We start from the raw sequence: 17346 nt of genomic DNA on the forward strand, positions 1-17346 counted from the left end.
TTGACATGGGGGTAGATAACCTCCTCTATAAAAACAAATTTTTACCAGTAGGATTCTCAATATGTCAGGTGCCAGTGTTCAACCTGGAGCGACCCCGGTCGCGCGTCAGATCAATCATGCCGGAAACGTCCTGCGGCCGCAGTCCTGTAGTGATATTTCATCGAAAATTGCCAATCTTCAGCGCACGATCTCTGCCGCAGAACAGCATTTCGAAGCACAATTGCGCGCGCTAGATCAGCAAAGCCTTGGCAACAAAGGTATTTTCTGGGCCTCGATCATCAAAGACAGCTGTGTCGCTTTTCTCGACGTGGGGGCCAATGTGCTTGAAATCGTCGGTATGAAACAGGCGGCGACCGTGGCCTCGCAAGGGGTGAACGCGATCCAGATTTCCGGCACGGCGGCGGAATGGCACGCCGGGCAGAAATCGGCGTCGCAGGCTTTGACCAGCATGGCGAAAACCGGTGTGTCTGCGCTTCCGACCAACTCGGCGGCGGGGCAGGCCGGGAAATTCATCGGTGGCTCTTTTGTGGGGGCGGGCGAGATTGCGGTCAACGGACCGCAACAGGCGCAGTCCGAGACCCAGAATATGGCCATGGGCTATGCGCGTGACCAGATCATCGGCACCGCCGATCTGATTGCCAAAGCCGCCGAAGAGGGCGATGCGTCATGGGGCGCGGGGCTTGGCAAAGTGATGAACGGGGTGAAGGGGCTTGTGGCGCTTCAGACCTACGATCAGAACCTGAACAAGAGCATGGATGCCTATTTCGACGAGAAGGTTTCCATCGACACCCGTACTTTCACGCTGAAACTTCAGTTCCGTCGCAAATTCGCCGAGTTGAAAACCCAGCTTCGCACGCTCGAAGCGATGCTTCAGCAATGTCTGGCGGAAAACAATCTGGCGTAATGGGCCTTTCACCTGCGCTGAGGTGGCCCTGATGGTATAAAACCCCCGCGATGCGGGGGTTTTTGTCACTCTGGGGTATCGCTTTGGCTTTCACGCCTTAAAGCGTTTCTCAAAAAACTTGAGGCACTCAATTTTTGAGAAACGCAGCAACATCAATACAGTGTGGTAACGTTTTTCGCTCAATCTGATTCAGATTAAACTAAAAACGCTTTAGGAAAATTCATACTCAAAGGCATCTTCCGTCCGGGTCACATTCACCGTCGCAAATTCCTCGCCCGAGACCATGCGCTCCAACACATGGCGCGACAGTTCCGGCAGGATGGAGTTGGTGATGATATTGTCGATCATCCGCCCGCCGCTGTCGGGGTCGCGGCATTGCTCGGTGATGTAATCCATCACATCCGCGCCATAGACCAGTTCGGCATTGTGCGAGGCTTTGAGGCGTTTGGCGACAGAGCGGAGTTTCAACCGGGTGATGTCCGCAAGCGCCTCTTTGCCCAGCGGGAAATAGGGGATCGACACGATCCGGCCCAAAAGCGCGGGCGGGAAGACATCGAGCTGGAATGGTTTCAGCGCAGCAGACAATTCGTCCACGTTCGGCTTGGTGTTGCCGTCCTCGGCCATCTCCATGATCACCTCGGTGCCGACATTCGAGGTCAACAGGATCAGCGTGTTCTTGAAGTTGATCGGGCGACCGTTGCCATCCTCCATGATGCCCTTGTCGAAGACCTGGAAGAACAGCTCGTGGATGTCCGGATGGGCCTTTTCGATCTCGTCTAAAAGCACCACGGAATAGGGTTTGCGCCGCACCGCTTCGGTCAGGCGCCCGCCCTCACCATAGCCGACATAGCCTGGAGGCGCGCCTTTCAGGAGCGAGACGGAATGGGCCTCTTGGAATTCGGACATGTTGATGGTGATGATGTTCTGCTCGCCACCGTAAAGCGACTCGGCCAGTGCCAGAGCGGTTTCGGTTTTACCAACGCCCGAGGGGCCGCAGAGCATGAAAACACCGATGGGTTTTTCCGGATTGGCAAGGCCTGCGCGCGAGGTCTCAATCCGTTTGGCGATGGTCTGAAGCCCGTGGTCTTGGCCGATCACACGTTCTTTCAACCGGTCCGCCAGCGTCAGAACCGCCTCCAGTTCGTCCTGCACCATCCGGCCTGCCGGAATGCCGGTCCAGTCGGAAATCACCGAGGCCACGGATTGCGCATCGACATGGGCGTAGACCATGCGCTCGTCCGGGTTGGCACCTTCGAGTTCCGCGAGCTTGGCGGCCAGATCGGCGCGGATGTCCGCCGGATCGATGTCTTCGGCCTCGTCTGTGCCAAGGCTGGCGCGCAGTTCGAGGATGCTGTCGACCAGCGCCTTTTCCGCCTCATAGGCGGCTTCGATCCCGACCAGCTCGTCGGCGATCTTCTGTTTCTCTTCGGCGGCCTCGAGGATGCGCTCTTCGTCCGTTTGGCCCAATTCGCGCTCGGCGGTTTTCGAGGCGATCTCTGCCTCAAGCTCGCGCAGTTTTTCGCGCATATCGGCGATCCGGGCGGGCAGGGCGGCCTGCGACACCGCAACCCGCGCGCAGGCGGTGTCCAGAAGCGACACCGCCTTGTCCGGCAATTGCCGCGCCGGGATGTAGCGATGCGACAGCGAGACGGCGGCGACGATTGCTTCATCGGAGATCCGCACGCCGTGGTGCGCCTCCATCGGGCCGAGGATGCCGCGCAGCATATAGGTACAGCGCGCCACATCCGGCTCGTCCACATTCACCGGCTGGAAGCGGCGGGTCAGCGCCGGGTCTTTCTCGAAATAATTGCGATATTCGGACCATGTGGTCGCGGCGATGGTGCGCAACGTGCCGCGTGCCAAGGCCGGTTTCAACAGGTTGGCGGCGTCGCCCGTGCCGGCGTTTCCGCCCGCCCCGATCAGCGTATGCGCCTCGTCGATGAAGAGGATGATCGGGGTCGGCGAGTTTTGCACCTCGTCGATCACGGATTTGAGCCGCTGCTCGAATTCGCCTTTCATCGAGGCGCCTGCCTGCATCGACTGGATGTCCAGCTCGAAAAGCTTGGTGCCCTTGAGCTTGTCGGGCACATCGCCCTTGGCGAGCCTCTGGGCAAAGCCTTCGACCACGGCGGTCTTGCCGACGCCCGCCTCACCGGTGAGGATCGGGTTGTTTTGACGACGGCGCAAAAGCACATCGACGATCTGGCGAATCTCGTCATCGCGGCCCACGATCTGATCCATACTGTCCGCCGCCGCTGTCATGTCCTTGGCAAAGCGGCCAAGGGCGGTGGAGGAGCCGGGGCCTTCGGTGCCCTCCGTTGAGGTGCCGCCAGCGCCGATCGACGAGCCGTCCATCGGTTGCAGGTTTTCCTCGTCCGAGGCCGACCACGCCCGCGGGCCTTCGCTCACCACACGCTCGGGCGAGAGATCGCCCAGCTCCGGCGAGAGCCGTTGCAACACACGTTTGCGTTCGCCATGGGACAGGATCGCGACAAGCGCGTGCCCGGTGCGGATTTGTGCCTCGCCAAACAACAGCGTGGCGTAAACCCAGCCGTTGTTGAGCGTCGCGCTCATGATCTCGGAGACCACCGGCATTTCGGTGACGTTCTTGTCGAGCTTTCCGAGCGCATTGGTCAGATCGGTCAGAACTCGCGCCCGGTCGAGACCAAACTCGCCGATCATCACCGAGATGTCGCTCTTTGGATCGGAGACCACATGGTAGAGCCAATGCAGCAGGTCGACGTGCCGATGGCCTTCGCCGCGCGCCTGTCGCATCGCCTTGATAAACGCGTCATACCCCGTGCGATTGAGCTTGCCCGCATAGGTTTCGACCTGAATTTCCGCAGCCATAATATCTTGTTCCTATTACTCTTTTCGGGCCATTTGGGCCCTTACGTCATGTCCTGTGTGATCCGGAACCGGCAGACCTGTACCCGGTTGCCATCCGTAATTTTTGATGTCGGTTGCACGCCCTGCGGCAGCGCACTCATCCAGCCAAGCTCCATGCTCTGGCCCAATTGTGCTGGCGCAATCGCGCCTTTCGGCAGCCAGAGTGCCACGTTGACGTCGAAGAACGGCCCGAGATACCCCGCCACGAGATCCTGAAGCTCGCGCGCCTGCGGTCGACCGGGCAGAAACCCCTTGAACTGTGTCATGTCGCGGCAGTCGAGATGCAGCGTCAGCGTCTCGCCCAGCGACCGCGCCCGGCGTCCGGCCCGCATGTTCTGACCCAATGTCATGCCCTGTTGCCCCAGATGCGAGAGGTCTTCGGGCGCAAAGGGCAGCCAGCTTGCGACAAATTCCTCGACCCGCACCGGGAGATTGAAATGCGCCTTGAGCAATTCGCGCAGCTTGATCGGGCTTTTGACCCGGCCCATGGTGAGCGCGGTGTAGCGCACGCGCACCGTATCGTCGACGGCGCCCCGGTCGCGATGCGGCAGGCCAGCATCGCCGGTAAAGGCCCGGAGCTGATCGGGAAAGCGCCCGCCTGTGGGGTGGTCGAACTGGGTGATGGCGCGGGCGTCCGACCAGCTTCGGTAAAAGAGCTGTTGGAAGCGCGCGGTGAGCATGTCGGCGAAGCGCACGAAAGACGCATCGCCGTTGGCCTGCCAATGGGCCGCCTCGCGGGTGATCGCGGAGGGCATCGGACCGAAGGGGCCAAAGAGGCCGAGAAAACGCGGGCGGACCACTGGCGGATTGGCAGCGAGATCGACGTCAGAGAGATCGCTGTCGGGGAAATGCTGGAACGGGTCCTGTCCCAGATCGGCAATCTCGTCGCGCAGGCGAAGGTTCTCGCCGACGCGGGGTTTCTTGCCCGCTCGCCGCTCCAGATGACGCATGAGCGTGAGAAAGCCCCACCCCTTGCGCCGCTCCGCGCGGGCCTTTTCCGTCTTCTCACTCACAGAAGCGGCCCCGATCCGGAGCGGGGCGGCCAAGTTTTGTGCAACTTGCCGGTGCGGTCCAGAAGTGTGAGCTGGGTAAAGCTGTTGACGGCGGCGTAATCGGCGAAGAAGCGATCCAGAATGGCCGAGAGCGTGATCATCCCGCCGCTGTCGATCACCGTTTCATCCAGCGTCAGACGAATTTCGATGCCGCGTGCGCTGTGATAACCGTCGGGGCGGCGCAGCGTGCGGGTGATCGGGCGGACATTCATCGCGTGGACCGCGTTGATATGGGCCTGCGTGACCTGATCGGAGACATCGCTGAACAGCCGCAAAACCTCGCGCAGCGCCTCGATATTGCCGCTGCCGTCGCGACCGGTAAAGCCGCGCTGGCTGAGGTTCAAAAGCGAGATGAGGCGCCAGTAATTGTCGCCCGCGTGGTTGCGATGCCCGGCCTCGCGGTCCAGCTCACTCGCCGCCTCACGCGGTTTGGTCGGTGCCGCCACGGGTTTGAGATGCACGCTGCGATCCTCGAGCAGCTGAAAGGTAGCATCCGCAATCGGCAGGATTTCTGGCAAATGCCGGTTCGAGCAAAGTGTCCGCAGGAACAGAAGGTTGGCTTCGTCCTGTTCGGGCGGCTGATAGAGCGTGATCCAGGTCTCGGTGCCCTCATAGCGATAACGTACCCCGCCCGCGCGGAGCTCTTCGCTGGTCAGGCGACGTCTGTCCCGTTCCAACGTGTAATAAAGCGTCTGGCGCGTGGTCGAATGGCCCTTTGGCAAGGCATAGAGCGGCAGCACGTCAACGCGTTCGCGATTGCCCTCGTATTGCGCTCGCACGCCCAGCACGCGGTGCACCTCGTAGTTCATCACAGGCGTGCGGTTCGGTGTCACCGGGTAGCGATGATGGCGGTTGTTGAGCGTGATCGGCTGGGCATCGTCTTCAAAAAGGTTGACCGCAGGGGCGCAATAGAGGCCAAGGTCCGCCTCGGAAAACCGTGTGCTCAGATGGCTGTTCACGGCGGAGAATTCGAAAATCACCTGAACCGAGTGGCTTTTGATGCCCCGGAGATGGCGCGACAGGTCGGTGAAGATCATGCCGAGGAATTTGCGCGGGAAGGCGTAATATTCCAACAGCGTGGAGATGCCGGGGAACAGCAACTCGTCGTGGCCGAACAGTCCGGGGCCGCCGAAACCGACCTGGGCCAGCACCTCGGGCGGCAGGCGGCGCAGCACCGGGTCGCCATTGCGATCTTCCCAACGCAGGGTGATGCGGGTGAGCTGGCTGAACACCTGTTCGTAAAGCGCCATGGCTTCGCGCATCGCGCCAGTGAAATGGATCGGCAGGCTGTCACAGGTCAGCTCTTCGAGCGGGCCACCGTCGCCCCGTTTGAGGGTGAACACCAGACCGGCCTCGGTGCGTGCTATGCTGTTCTGATCCCCCGAGGGCGTGTCGCAGCCAAGCGCGTTCAGCGGCGTGGCGGAGCTGTGATAGGTCGCGTCCGGGATCGCGAAAGGCCAAAGCGTGAGCGGTTCGGCCAATCGGTAGCGGCACGTGGTGCGGCGTTCGGCCTGGCTGAAAGAGCTGTCGATATAGGCGCCAACGGGGAGCTCGCGGCCTTCAGCCACATCGCCGGGTTTGCCGGGCACTGCGGCGCGGACCATCATCGCGGAGGGCAGGGGCGCCGTGGCGTCGGGGAAGAGCTGTTCAAGCAACTCGCGGCTGAACGTGCGGAATTGCTGATCGATATTGAGCTGAACGCGGGCGGCCATGAAGGCGCTGCCTTCCAACAGCCCGGCAATAGACGGATCGAGGTTCTCTTCGAGCAATCCGCCAAGACGCTCCGCAAGCCCCGGATTTTCGAGGGCAAAGGCCGCGGCGCGTTCCTTGAGAAGCGCCAGCTCGCGCTCGTAGGCTATCTTGAATGCGTCCTTCATGTGGCGGCACGTTTCGGTTTATCGACCATGCATTTGCCCGCGCCGAGATCGACATCGGCCTGAAAGTCGATGGCAATGTCGGCCGGGTCTGCGATCAGATCGGCACTCACGAAGACGGCGATCCGTTGCCGGGCGTCGCCTTCGATGGCTTCCACCTTGACGTTGAGCGACTGCTTGACGAGGCGGGGCTCGTGATCGAGCAGGGATTGCTTGATCGAGCGGGAAATATAGGGCGCGATCAGGTCTTTTCGCGACATGTTGGACAGGTCTTGAAAGCCGTAATTCACCACGGAGCGCGACACATGGGGCGTGTCGGACAGGTCGACCGTGGCGTCGAGGCGAATGGTGTTCATCAGGGTGGAAAGGTGGTCACGCACATGCGCGCGCAAAGTCTCCTCGTCGACGCCGAGACGGCGGGCGTTGGAGCGTTGAGAGAGTTCGGAGGTCAGGGTGACGTTATCCCTTTCGCGGTGCACCACATGAGAGGCGTGAGCGTCCTTTTCCTCGAAGGCGAGCCGAAACACATCAATCAGCGCGATGCGCGACCGGTCATGGATCTGGCGCGACTGTTGCCGCCGGGATGAAGATGGGGCGGAGGTCAAGGGCGGGCGCTCTACAAAACGGGATTGTCGTCATTAAAAGGTCGATGCGCCACCCGCGAAGGGCAGCGCATGACACTATTCGCACAAAGGGGATTAAACCGCTTCGTTTTTCGCGATGTCGAAGCCCGCGGTGCCTTCCGGACCTTTGGAGCCATCGGCTTTTTGAGACGCGTAAACCACTTCGTACTTGGCGAAGTTCAGGGTCACGGTTTCCATCACACGGTCCATACCATCGCCGGAGCCGCCGGTGGTGTAGGACGAAATGATGATGTCGGTCATCTTGATTTTGAAATACTCAAGCGGCGTGCTGCCAGCTTTGCGAACGATGAGTTCACCTTCCGCGATATGCAGACCGGAGGCACAGGACTTCAGAAGTTCATGCGTCGCCATGTCGACATATTTGGTCACGGTCAAATCCTGCACGTTGACCTTGCCGGAGCCGCCGCCCGGGCCGAGGTGGGTGGTGCCGGACTGGGACATACCCCAGGACCATGCGGTCACATCGATCGAGCCCGCGTGCACTGCATCCACGGATTCGCCTTTAATTTTGTCGAGAATGAGAAAGATATCGACAGCCATATTAAGTTCCTTAGTTAATCATTACTTAGCTGGCGGGATTTTGGACACGAGGCTCATCCCAATGTCCATTCCCTCCATCTGGAAGTGCGGTTTGAGGAAGAACTTGCCCATATAATATCCGGGATTGAGTTCGTCCTCGACCACGTCAACCCTGGCGGCAGCCAGAGGTTTCTTCGCCTTTTCGCGCTCATCGGCATTTTCCGGGTTGAGCGTCACATATTGATCAATCCAGCTTTGCAGGTTTTTCCGGATTTGATCCTTATCTGCCGACGAACCGATCTGATCTCGGATCATTGCCTTCAGATAATGGCTAAAGCGAGAAATCGCGAACATGTAGGGCAGGCGCGAGGACATGTTGTCCGATGCGGTCGCCTGCGGGTCCACGTATTTCTTCGGCTTGTACAGCGACTGACCGCCGAGGAAGACGGCCTTGTCACTGTTTTGACGGTGAATGAGCCCCAGAAGGCCCACTTTCGACAACTCGCCTTCGCGACGGTCGTCGATCGACACTTCGGTCGGGCATTTGAGATCGGTCTCGCCAGCGCCGGTGTCGAAATGATGTGTCGGCAGCTTGGTCACTTCGCCGCCGGACTGAACGCCGCGGATGCGGACGGTCCAGCCGTATTCCTTGAACGCCCGGTTGATGTTCACAGCCATGGCGTGGGCCGCGTTCATCCAGGAGTATTTCTCGCCCTTGTGGCCGTCCGTGTCCTCGACGAAGTTGAACTCTTCGACGGTCATGGTGCTGTCCGGACCATAGGGTTCGCGGGCCAGAACGCGGGGCAGGGTGAGACCGAGGAAACGGGCGTTTTCGCTCTCGCGCAGAGAATTCCAGCCAGCATAGTCAGAGGCCGTGAACAGATCTTCGACATCCGGCGGATTGGCGATGTCGTTCCAGCTCTCGAGGCCCAGCAAACGCGGACCTGCGGAGGCGATGAACGGAGCCAGTGCGGCTTCGGCGATCTTGGAGACCGAGCTCAACAAGGCGACGTCGGCAGAGGAGTGATCGAAATAATAGTCGCCCACGATGGCACCGATAGGCGCACCGCCCAGCGTGCCGATCTTGCGCTCGTAGATTTGGCGATAGAGCGGCGAGCGATCCCATTTGGCGCCCGGGTAGCGTTTCATCATCGACGCCAGTTCGGACTTGGAGGCATTCATCACCTCGACCTGAAGCGAGGCACCGGTTTCCGAATTGTTGACCGTATAGGCCAGACCGCGCCAAGAGCTTTCGAGTTTCTGAAACTCTTCGGCATGCAGGATCTCATTGACCTGCGCGCTCAACTGTTGGTCGAGCCCGGCGATCATCGCCTGCAACGTGTCGATCACGTCATCGTCGACGATGGTCTGTTCGGCAACGGCCGTCTGAACCACGGTGGCCAGCGCGTTGTCGATGGCTTTTTCAGCCACCTCTGTCGTCGGGTTGATCGTCTGTTTCAGAATGGCGGAGAAATCTTCAAGTTCGCTCAGCGCGGACTTTGCTTCTCCCGATGCGACCTGGGCTTCTTCTGCCAATTGTCACGCTCCCTGTAAAAATGCGGCGCCGGAATGGCCGCATGCAATTATCACTCTTCGGCGGTATTCGTTTCTTCGGCTGCGCGCTTGGCGTCGGCTTCCGCCTTGGCCTGAGCGGCGAGCACCTTGAGACGTTCCGGATCGTTCAGCAATTCCTTGATCTGCTCCTGCGCCTTCGGTTTCGACGTCATGTAGAGCAAAAGATCGGCCAATTGTTGACGCGCTTCCAGAAGCTCGTTGAGCGCAGGCACCTGTTTCGCGATCTGCGCCGGTTCGAAATCGTCCATCGAGTTGAACCGAAGCGACACGCCGAGTTTCTGACCTTCGCCGTCCTTCAGCTTGTTGTCGACCATCATGCTCAGACCCGGCTGGATCTTTTTCTCCATGTAGCTGTCGAGTGTGGAATTCGTCACTTTTTCGAATTCGCGCTGATCCACAGGGGCCTTCTCAACGCCGGGCGTGTTCCCAGACAGGTCGCTCATCACACCCATCACGAAAGGAAGCTCGACTTCCTTCTGAGAGTCGATCGGATCCGTGTAGGCGATATGCACCCGTGGTGGACGATTACGTCGAATGTGTCCGCTGCCCGTATCTGAGGCCATAAATCACTTCCTCCAAAACTTTCTACCGGGGATTGAGACCCGGGAAAGGCTGATATGTCAATGGCATAATTGCCAGAACTTCATGAAGCTTTCACGTCAGGGTTGTCTAGGAATAAGTTCGCGCATCAAGGTTTCGAAGTCTTTTCCGATGTAAGAACGGGCCTTTGAAAGCAACATCGGAATGGGAGAAGAGCGCTCTACGGCCCTAAAATAGCTCTCTATAGACAACAGCTCTGTTTGAGCCTCTTGCGAGGTGAGCACCGGGAAGCGCGCAGCTTCGGCCATCAGGGCATCTTCATCCTCCGGGTCAAGGGGAACGAATGCGGGAACTTTCCCCGTCGCGACCGGAGCGGTTTGCGCGGATTTCAGCTCAGGTTTGGGCTCAGACGCGGCGGGCGCAGGTTTCGGTGCGGCGCTTCCCGATTCGTGCATGCCGAGGATTTCGTCGATCGACAGTTTGCGCGGACCTTCCGGCTCTGGCGCCGGTTCCGGCGCAGGGGCGGGCTCGACGGCGGTCTCGGGCTCGGGGGCAACTGCAACGGGAGGCGGTGTCGTGACACTCATGGCCTGATCGGACAGCGCTCGCAAATGGCCATGGCTCAGGCGAAACCCGCTGTCCTCGGCAAAATTGATCGCGGCGCGGGCGGCGGTGTCAGGCATCAACACCTCGAAGGCTTCGATGAGCGATTTGCCCAAGAGCATGCGGGATTGCGTCACCAGAAGGAGCGCCGCCGAAGAGGGTTCGAAATGGCGGAAATATTGCTCAACCGCGCGCAGACGGGCGGCGGCCTCCTGTTGCGATTTGATCTCGGTCTGCGGGGGCGCGGGGACCATTGTTGGCGCCGCTGTTGCGGTGGCCTCGGGCGCAGAAACCGCGTTTGTTTCTGGCGTCTCAGGGGGCTGAGTGACCTGTGCCGGGGCCTGATCCGGGACGGCGGCGTCGAGCAGCGCCAGAATGTCCGACAGAAGGCTGTCGAGCGGTGCGAATTGCGGTTTCGGCCCGCTGGTGATGGCGCCGTTGATCCGATGCAGAGCATTGCGGAACCGCTTCAAAAGCAGCCGGTCTTGGTGGGTTTCTTCCTTTGCGTAACTCAATTCGCGCATCAAGGCGCCCAAGTCGACGTCCTGTTCGTCCTCGCGTGCCGTCATCTCGCCGCGGGCGACGGTGACAAGCCGGTAGGTGGTGGGCGTGTTCGCCAAATTCAGGTGCCGCAGCGGTTGCAGCATGGTTTCCTGATGGCTCAGATCGTTGAAGGCCTCGAGCCGGTCCGCCGGGCCATCTGCGAGCGTCGGCAGTACATGTTCGGGCATCTCGGCCATCAGATCCGCCATCGCCTCGACGCTTTCGACGCAGGGGGCGAGTTTTCCGGCGAGGATCGCCCAACGTGCCCGAAGCGACAAAAGCCGCAAGTCGCGGCTGCGTTGCAAAAGCGCGTCGATGCTTGAGAGTTCGCTCTTTAGATCCACATCCGCCGGGTCGAAGACGGTGGCACTGTCCATCCCCGGTTTGACATAGGTGATGTCGATCCGGTCGAGGGCGGAAAAGTAGTAATCACCGTATTCTGCGTCGTCGGCCTCCCAGAGGTCGGGGCCTGCCGGGCTGTCGCCGGTCAGCGGTTTGCTCACCCAATCCAGACTCATCTACCGATCTCCCTCATACCCTGACTCGCGTTCTTTGTGTTCATGCCATGCCGTCACATCCGACGCAACGCATCGGCATAATGCTTTGAAAAGGCGTCTATAAATGAATCCAACATGCCGTTTTCACCGCGGGCGGCCTTGTCGTCCCAACGCTGCACGAATTCTTCCCAGAACTTCTTGGATTTGCCGCCCAACCGTCCGCCTTCGGTCGAGGCCTCGATCTCGTCGGGGGACAGCCCGTCGAGCATATCCGCCAGCGCCGGTTGAAGGGCTGCGACCACGGCGGCCTGATGCTGGCGAATGTCGGTCAGCGCGTTGGCGAAACTGTCGGGCCCGGTCATATAGCCATCGCGCGGAGTTACGAACATGGCGGCAAAGGCGGCGTCACGGTCCGGCATGAATTTCATCGGATTGTTGCCCGCAGCGTTGAGCATGGTGCGCTCTTCCTTGGAAAAGAACATCTTTACCGCCGCGCGATCCGTCAGCATTTTCATGAAGTCGTCGGTACACATGCGGACGCATTGGCCGAGCATATGGCCAAGCGCCTCTGGTGGAATGTCGGGCACGGTCTGCGGCGGCACCCCGGCGCCTTCGAGGAAGGCGGCGAGGAAGCGGTCCTGCGCGGCCTGGCCGTTGGGTGGTTGCGACGGGATGTCAGGAACAGGGGGCGGGGCAGGCTGGCCGTAAAAGGGCTGTGGCGCGGGGGGCGTCTCGGGGAAGGCGGGCTCGGGCGCGTAGGGCGCATATCCCATATCCGGACGCATATCCGGGGCCTGCGCTGGCGGCGGCATCTGGCCGGGTGACGGGATCGGCGGCGGGCCTCCCGGACCGGAGGGATGATGATGCGCCGGGGTTTGCGGCATCAGATCGGCCCAATCGTCGAGTTCGGCCTGATAGGGCGGCACAGAGACGCCATGCGGGGCGCCGGAGGCTGGGCCTGTCATCGGGGTTTGCAGCCCGTCTGGCAGGCCAGCGGCCGCCCCGGCGCCGAGTGTGGCGCGGATGATATATTGCCCGACCGTGTAACGATCGCCGTCCTGCACTTCATGCGCGCTGTCGAGCCGATAGCGTTCGCCATGCAGGAAGGTGCCGTTGGTGGAGACATCCGTGATGTAATAGCGGCCATCGCGAAAGCTCACATCGAAATGGTGCGAGGAGATGTGACGCGAGGCATCGGGCAAGACCCAATCCATGCCGGACTTGCGCCCGACCTGCGCCGTGCCGCCCGACAGGGTCAGGGAGACCGGCCCCCCGTTTGGCAGAGTGGCGTGGTTTTCAATGCGCAATGTCAGGCTTTGCATAGGGTCTTCAAAGTGTTGGGCCTGTCCGTTCCGAGGAGGGGCACCTCTCGGACATGGCGTTTATGAGATGTGGCGTTTAATAGATTCTGAACAATCCTGCCGCGAGATCGAGGACGCGGGCAAGGCTCACGGAGCGATGGTCGAGCCCCAGCGTGGCAATCGACGACAAAACCGCCGCATTCACCGCTTTCGGGGTCCGCCAGAGGGGGACAGCCAAAGGATCGTTCGGCGCCATGGGGCCACCGGACCAGCCGACCGCGAGACCAAGATAGACGAGGGGGGTGCGCCGGGGGGCGAAAAGCGCGCTTTGCATCGCATGCCAGCGGGTCTCATGGCCGGGATATTCGAGCCATTGCAGCACCGCATTGGCGAGATGGCTGTCTTCGGGGGAGAGATTGGGCTGGTTCATCCGCACGCAATCGACGCCCCATGAGATCGCCATTTTCGGCTCGGCGGCGAAGGCGGCATAGGTCACCGCATCTTCCGGCGTGGTCGAGCTGCGCAGCCGTTCGAGATAGCCAAGCGCATCCTCGTGCTCGTTCGGGCGGTGCTTGGTGAAAATCCCCACTTCCGGCATGCTGCGGTAAAGGGCTTGCGGGCTGTCGATCCGCAAGCTGCGTTTTGGGGGCATGGTGTGTTCGCTGTCGAGTTCACTATCCATCATGGTTTCCCTGTCTTCACGCCTGTCTGTCCTGCGCCGTGTTGTGGTGTTCGATCTGGTTTTGCCCGGTATGTTGTTGATCCGGTGTAGTGTTGTTCCGGTGTCCGGTCTCGGGCTGCATCGTTCATCTCGTCAATCGAATACCGTCCGGGGGCACGGTGTCAAACTGTTCCGGGGGCAAAGCCCCAAGTTTCCGAAATGAGGTGGTCGTGTTCATCCGCAGACCAAGTCAGTGTTTTTTTTGAAGCGACACGGCCCGCCGAAACGGGCCATGTCAGATTAAGCATGTCAGATCAAAATTGAATCCGGAACTGCCCGGTGATGCCCCAGCTGTCGAGGTTTTCGCCTTTGCGCCCGTCGAGACGGATGGTGGCGTTCATCATTTTCGCAGGGCCGAAATCCCCCGGCTCCAGAAGGCGCGTGTAGTTCACGCCCAGAGACAGCTCGCCATAGGCACCAAGCGTTTCGAGCGAGATGTCACTCGTGTCGCCCACGCTGTCGGTGTAGGTCGCCAGCCGATCATCGGCAAAGTCGTTATAGAGCGTCAGCGTGCTGAAATAGTTCACCGCGCTTTTCTGATCCGTGGCGACCTTGGTTTTTGACAGCGATCCGCTGATGAAGCCGATTTGTGTGTCGCCATCTTCGAGTTGCAGCACGGAACCGTCATCGAAGTTGATCGGGTCGGTTTCAGAGCTTGTGAGGGAGAACCCGGCCGCGGTGACCAGATTGAGCCCGTTCTTGTTGATGTCCGGGAACACATAGCCCATGGAGCCCGAAATGGTGTGGCCGGAGTTGTCGTATTCTGCATCCGTCAGACCGAGATCGGTGCCGCTTGATCCCGACACTGCGCGGTTGGTCGAGGTGAATTCGGTTTCTTCCAGACGGAATTGCAAATCCGCAAAGAAGCGGTCCTTTTCCGCCACGACATAGCCGCCGACATAGGTTTGATTGAAATCCGTCGTGGTCCGGCTGAGCACTGTATCCGTTGAGGTCCCGGTGAGCGCACTGAAGCTGTAGACGTCGTTTCGCGATGAGCCTTCGTTCACCCCGACGATGCCGCCGAACGAGAGGTTCCAGCCGTTGAAATATCCGCCAAAACAGGAAAAATCACCGCCCGCCTGCAAGCCGGAATAGCTCATGCTGATCGGACTGTCGCCGCCACGCCCGGTGCCGATGTCGGTGAAATTGCCGGTGGCATCTGCCTTGCCCCCGGTCGCACGCGCCCAATTGCCAAAGCCGCAGGGTTCGTCTTCGCCGGGGTTGAAACCTGCGACAAAGGCCGAGGTCGGGCGGTTGACAACGGAGCCGATGAGAGACTGGATGAGGCCGACCGAGGAGGCCACGGCGCTGACGCCGTCAGAAACCGAGCTTTCGATCACATAGCTGCCTGCACCGGTATCGGTGAGCGAGTAAACCAGACCGCCGGAGGTCTCCAGACCGCTGGTGTCGGTGATCGTCAGCGTGGAGCTGCCTCCATAGGTCAGAACCGTGATCCCGCCTGCGTCGATGGTTCCCAAAGAACCGCTGGTGTTGCTGAAGCTGAGAACGACCGAGCCGGAGAGATCACCACCGACCGCGATAAGATCGCCGGTGGATGAGCCTTCGGAGAGATCGACATCCATTTCTACCGTGCCGTTGATCTCCGCATCCCCGGTGATGTTGAGAACATCGGTGTCGACGCCGTTGGCCAGATCCAGCGTGCCGGAGTTGTCGAGCGATGCGATCGTTGCTGTGCTCGAGGCCCCGCTGGTTTCATTGACCAAAGCGGTGGTGCCTCCCGCGGTGTTGACCAGATCGACAATCGAGCTGCCACTGTAAAGCGTCAGAGTGCCTGAGTTGGTGATCTCAGCCGAGGTGCCTGCCGAAATGGTCTGATCGGTCTCAACCGTCATATCGCCCGCGTTCGTCAGGGTGCCGGTCAGCATGAAATCGTCGTAGACCACCACTGTGCCGCTGCTCAGCACAGTCAGATCGCCGTAAACATCGCCGCCAAGCGTCATGTCGCCACCGTTCTGGATCGTGCTCAGATCGGTGTCAGAGCCGAGCACTGCGCTGGCCCCCACATCCATCGTTGCGCCGCTGTCGAGGGTGATGTCGCCAAGATACGTGCCATTGAGCGTGGTTTGCGATCCGTCCTGAAGTGTCGTCAACCCGGTCACGGTTAGGGTTTCGCCACTGTCCACGGTCACCGTGCCCGCCGAGGTGAGCGTGCCGTCAATCTGGCCCTCTGCGTCCGTCGTATCGATCGTGCCGCCGGCTGCGTTCACCAGATTGCCAACCAGATCGCCCGCCAGAGCGATGGAACCGCCGCTCTGGTTGGTCACCGTGCCGCCTGCGGTCAAAACCGCACCGTCGTCGATCACAAGGTCGCCCGCATTGCTCGTTGTGCCCGTGATGGCCGAGCCAGCTCCGTCCACGGTCACAGTGCCGCCGTTCTGGTTGGTCAAAGTGCCGTCGATGCTGCCGGTCAGGGTCACATCGCCGCTGTTGTCGAGATCGGAGTCCAAAGTCGCACCGCTGGCGATGTCGACCGTGCCGCTGTTGCTGCTGCCGCCGGAGACGGTGAGTGTGCCGGAGGTGATGTCGAGCGTATCGGCATTGGTCAGCGTGCCGTTCACACTGCCTCCACCGGTGACGGTCATCGTGCCGCCTGAGACGTTGTTGACCGTGCCGACAGACCCGCCGTTGAGATTGAAGGTCGCGCTGTTGGTCAGATCGCCCGTGAGCGCGCCGGTCGCCCCGACGGTCAGAGTGGCGTCTGCGGTGTTGATGATCCCGCCCGCGCTATTGAGGGTGCCATCGACAGTGAGCACACTGCCGCTGCCGGTGTTGGTCGTGCTGGCGACGGTGCTGGTGCTGCCATCGGCAAAGCTCATGGCCCCGCCGTTTTGGTTGGTCAGCGCGCCACCATTGGTGATCCCGCCCGTCGCGTTGACGTCAAAACTGCCGCCATCGTTGGTGATCGCATTGCCGCCCGCGTCCAGGATGGCATCAAAGCTCAAGCCCCCGGTGTTGGTCAGATCGCCGGTCAGTGTCATGTCGCCGGAGACGGACAGCGTGGCCGCGTTCTCGATGGCTCCGTCCAGCACCACCGAACCGTCCAGATCGGTGCCACCATTGAACGTCGCACTGCTGTCGATCACGATGGTGCCCGCCGAGAGCGTACCGGTGCCGACCGTGGTCACATTGCCCGACGTCGTCAATGTGCCGCTGGTGCCGACCGTGATGCCGTCCGTGGTCAGAGCCAAGGTGCCGGAGTTGTCGATATCGCCGCCCACGGTCTGATCAACCGCAACATTGAGCGTGCCGGAGTTGGTGACATTGCCGGACAAGGTGCCGCCTTCGACCGTCATGTTGTTGGCATTGTCGAGATCGCCGGTGATTTCACCGCCGGTCATGGTGACATTGCCCGTGGTGTTGTCGAGGGAGGCCACAGTGCCGCCGCCGAGCTCAAGCGTGTCGGCATTGGTGACCGCGCCAATGTTGCCGCCGTCGATGTCGAGTGTGCCGCTCTGGTTGTCGATGTCGCCGGAGGTGCCTGCGGTGATGTTGAGCTCGCCGCCGGTGACAGTCGCGCCGCCGGTGAGAGTGCCCGAAGAGGTGACCGTGCCGCCCGAGACCGAGGTGCTGCCGGTGACGGTCCCGCTGTTGTCGAAAGTGCCGCCGGAGTTGACCAGCGCGCCGACCGTGCCCGCGTTGCTCGATCCCGTGCCGGAGTTCGAC

The 17346-nt window shown here is 60.8% G+C and carries 12 protein-coding genes; 1 reads left to right on the plus strand and 11 read right to left on the minus strand.

The annotated features are described in order from the left end of the window. The first annotated feature begins 61 nt into the window (after window positions 1-61). Window positions 62-904, plus strand: coding sequence for a hypothetical protein (locus tag LC094_RS18140; protein ID WP_226554210.1), 843 nt, complete (start codon window positions 62-64; stop codon window positions 902-904). Window positions 905-1114: 210 nt separating this feature from the next. On the opposite strand, the gene tssH is transcribed toward LC094_RS18140, so the two are convergent. The 11 genes from tssH to LC094_RS18195 form a co-directional block, all read right to left on the minus strand. Further along, complete coding sequence (gene tssH / locus LC094_RS18145) at window positions 1115-3754, minus strand: type VI secretion system ATPase TssH (RefSeq protein WP_226554211.1); 2640 nt, start codon at window positions 3752-3754, stop codon at window positions 1115-1117. A 41-nt stretch (window positions 3755-3795) separates the two neighbouring features. Further along, window positions 3796-4806 (minus strand): type VI secretion system baseplate subunit TssG, encoded by a 1011-nt coding sequence (gene tssG, locus LC094_RS18150; protein WP_226554212.1) that lies wholly within the window; start codon window positions 4804-4806, stop codon window positions 3796-3798. Continuing rightward, window positions 4803-6722 carry a type VI secretion system baseplate subunit TssF gene (gene tssF, locus LC094_RS18155; protein WP_226554213.1) on the minus strand — a complete coding sequence of 640 codons (1920 nt, stop codon included), beginning with the start codon at window positions 6720-6722 and terminating at the stop codon, window positions 4803-4805. The genes tssG and tssF overlap by 4 nt, the downstream gene beginning before the upstream one ends. After that, window positions 6719-7324, minus strand: coding sequence for a type VI secretion system baseplate subunit TssE (gene tssE, locus LC094_RS18160; RefSeq protein WP_226554214.1), 606 nt, complete (start codon window positions 7322-7324; stop codon window positions 6719-6721). Before tssE ends, tssF begins: the two co-directional genes overlap by 4 nt. Before the next feature lie 93 nt (window positions 7325-7417). Then, a complete protein-coding gene (locus LC094_RS18165) occupies window positions 7418-7903 on the minus strand; it encodes an Hcp family type VI secretion system effector (RefSeq protein WP_226554215.1) in 486 nt (161 codons plus the stop codon). A gap of 21 nt (window positions 7904-7924) precedes the next feature. Beyond that, complete coding sequence (gene tssC, locus LC094_RS18170) at window positions 7925-9418, minus strand: type VI secretion system contractile sheath large subunit (RefSeq protein ID WP_226554216.1); 1494 nt, start codon at window positions 9416-9418, stop codon at window positions 7925-7927. Between the two features lie 50 nt (window positions 9419-9468). Beyond that, window positions 9469-10020, minus strand: coding sequence for a type VI secretion system contractile sheath small subunit (gene tssB / locus LC094_RS18175; RefSeq protein WP_226554217.1), 552 nt, complete (start codon window positions 10018-10020; stop codon window positions 9469-9471). Between the two features lie 96 nt (window positions 10021-10116). Beyond that, window positions 10117-11661: a type VI secretion system ImpA family N-terminal domain-containing protein gene (locus LC094_RS18180; RefSeq protein ID WP_226554218.1), complete on the minus strand. Its 1545-nt coding sequence runs from the start codon at window positions 11659-11661 to the stop codon at window positions 10117-10119. Between the two features lie 53 nt (window positions 11662-11714). After that, window positions 11715-12962, minus strand: a complete 1248-nt coding sequence (tagH, locus tag LC094_RS18185) for a type VI secretion system-associated FHA domain protein TagH (protein WP_226554219.1) — start codon at window positions 12960-12962, stop codon at window positions 11715-11717. Window positions 12963-13038: 76 nt separating this feature from the next. Beyond that, entirely contained in the window at window positions 13039-13623 is a 585-nt protein-coding gene (locus LC094_RS18190; RefSeq protein WP_226554220.1) for a DUF6931 family protein, read from the minus strand. A 293-nt stretch (window positions 13624-13916) separates the two neighbouring features. Then, on the minus strand, window positions 13917-17346 hold a 3430-nt coding region (locus LC094_RS18195; RefSeq protein ID WP_404815045.1), incomplete at its 5' end, for a beta strand repeat-containing protein.

It is taken from the genome of Celeribacter naphthalenivorans (assembly GCF_020524585.1).
GTDB lineage: Bacteria > Pseudomonadota > Alphaproteobacteria > Rhodobacterales > Rhodobacteraceae > Celeribacter > Celeribacter naphthalenivorans.

Bases quoted from the DNA above. Each gene is read 5' to 3' on its own strand.
- LC094_RS18180 (WP_226554218.1), bottom strand. From the start codon at position 11,661: ATGAGTCTGGATTGGGTGAGCAAACCGCTGACCGGCGACAGCCCGGCA.
- LC094_RS18190 (WP_226554220.1), bottom strand. From the start codon at position 13,623: ATGGATAGTGAACTCGACAGCGAACACACCATGCCCCCAAAACGCAGC.
- tssH (WP_226554211.1), bottom strand. From the start codon at position 3,754: ATGGCTGCGGAAATTCAGGTCGAAACCTATGCGGGCAAGCTCAATCGC.
- LC094_RS18165 (WP_226554215.1), bottom strand. From the start codon at position 7,903: ATGGCTGTCGATATCTTTCTCATTCTCGACAAAATTAAAGGCGAATCC.
- tagH (WP_226554219.1), bottom strand. From the start codon at position 12,962: ATGCAAAGCCTGACATTGCGCATTGAAAACCACGCCACTCTGCCAAAC.
- tssF (WP_226554213.1), bottom strand. From the start codon at position 6,722: ATGAAGGACGCATTCAAGATAGCCTACGAGCGCGAGCTGGCGCTTCTC.
- LC094_RS18140 (WP_226554210.1), top strand. From the start codon at position 62: ATGTCAGGTGCCAGTGTTCAACCTGGAGCGACCCCGGTCGCGCGTCAG.
- tssB (WP_226554217.1), bottom strand. From the start codon at position 10,020: ATGGCCTCAGATACGGGCAGCGGACACATTCGACGTAATCGTCCACCA.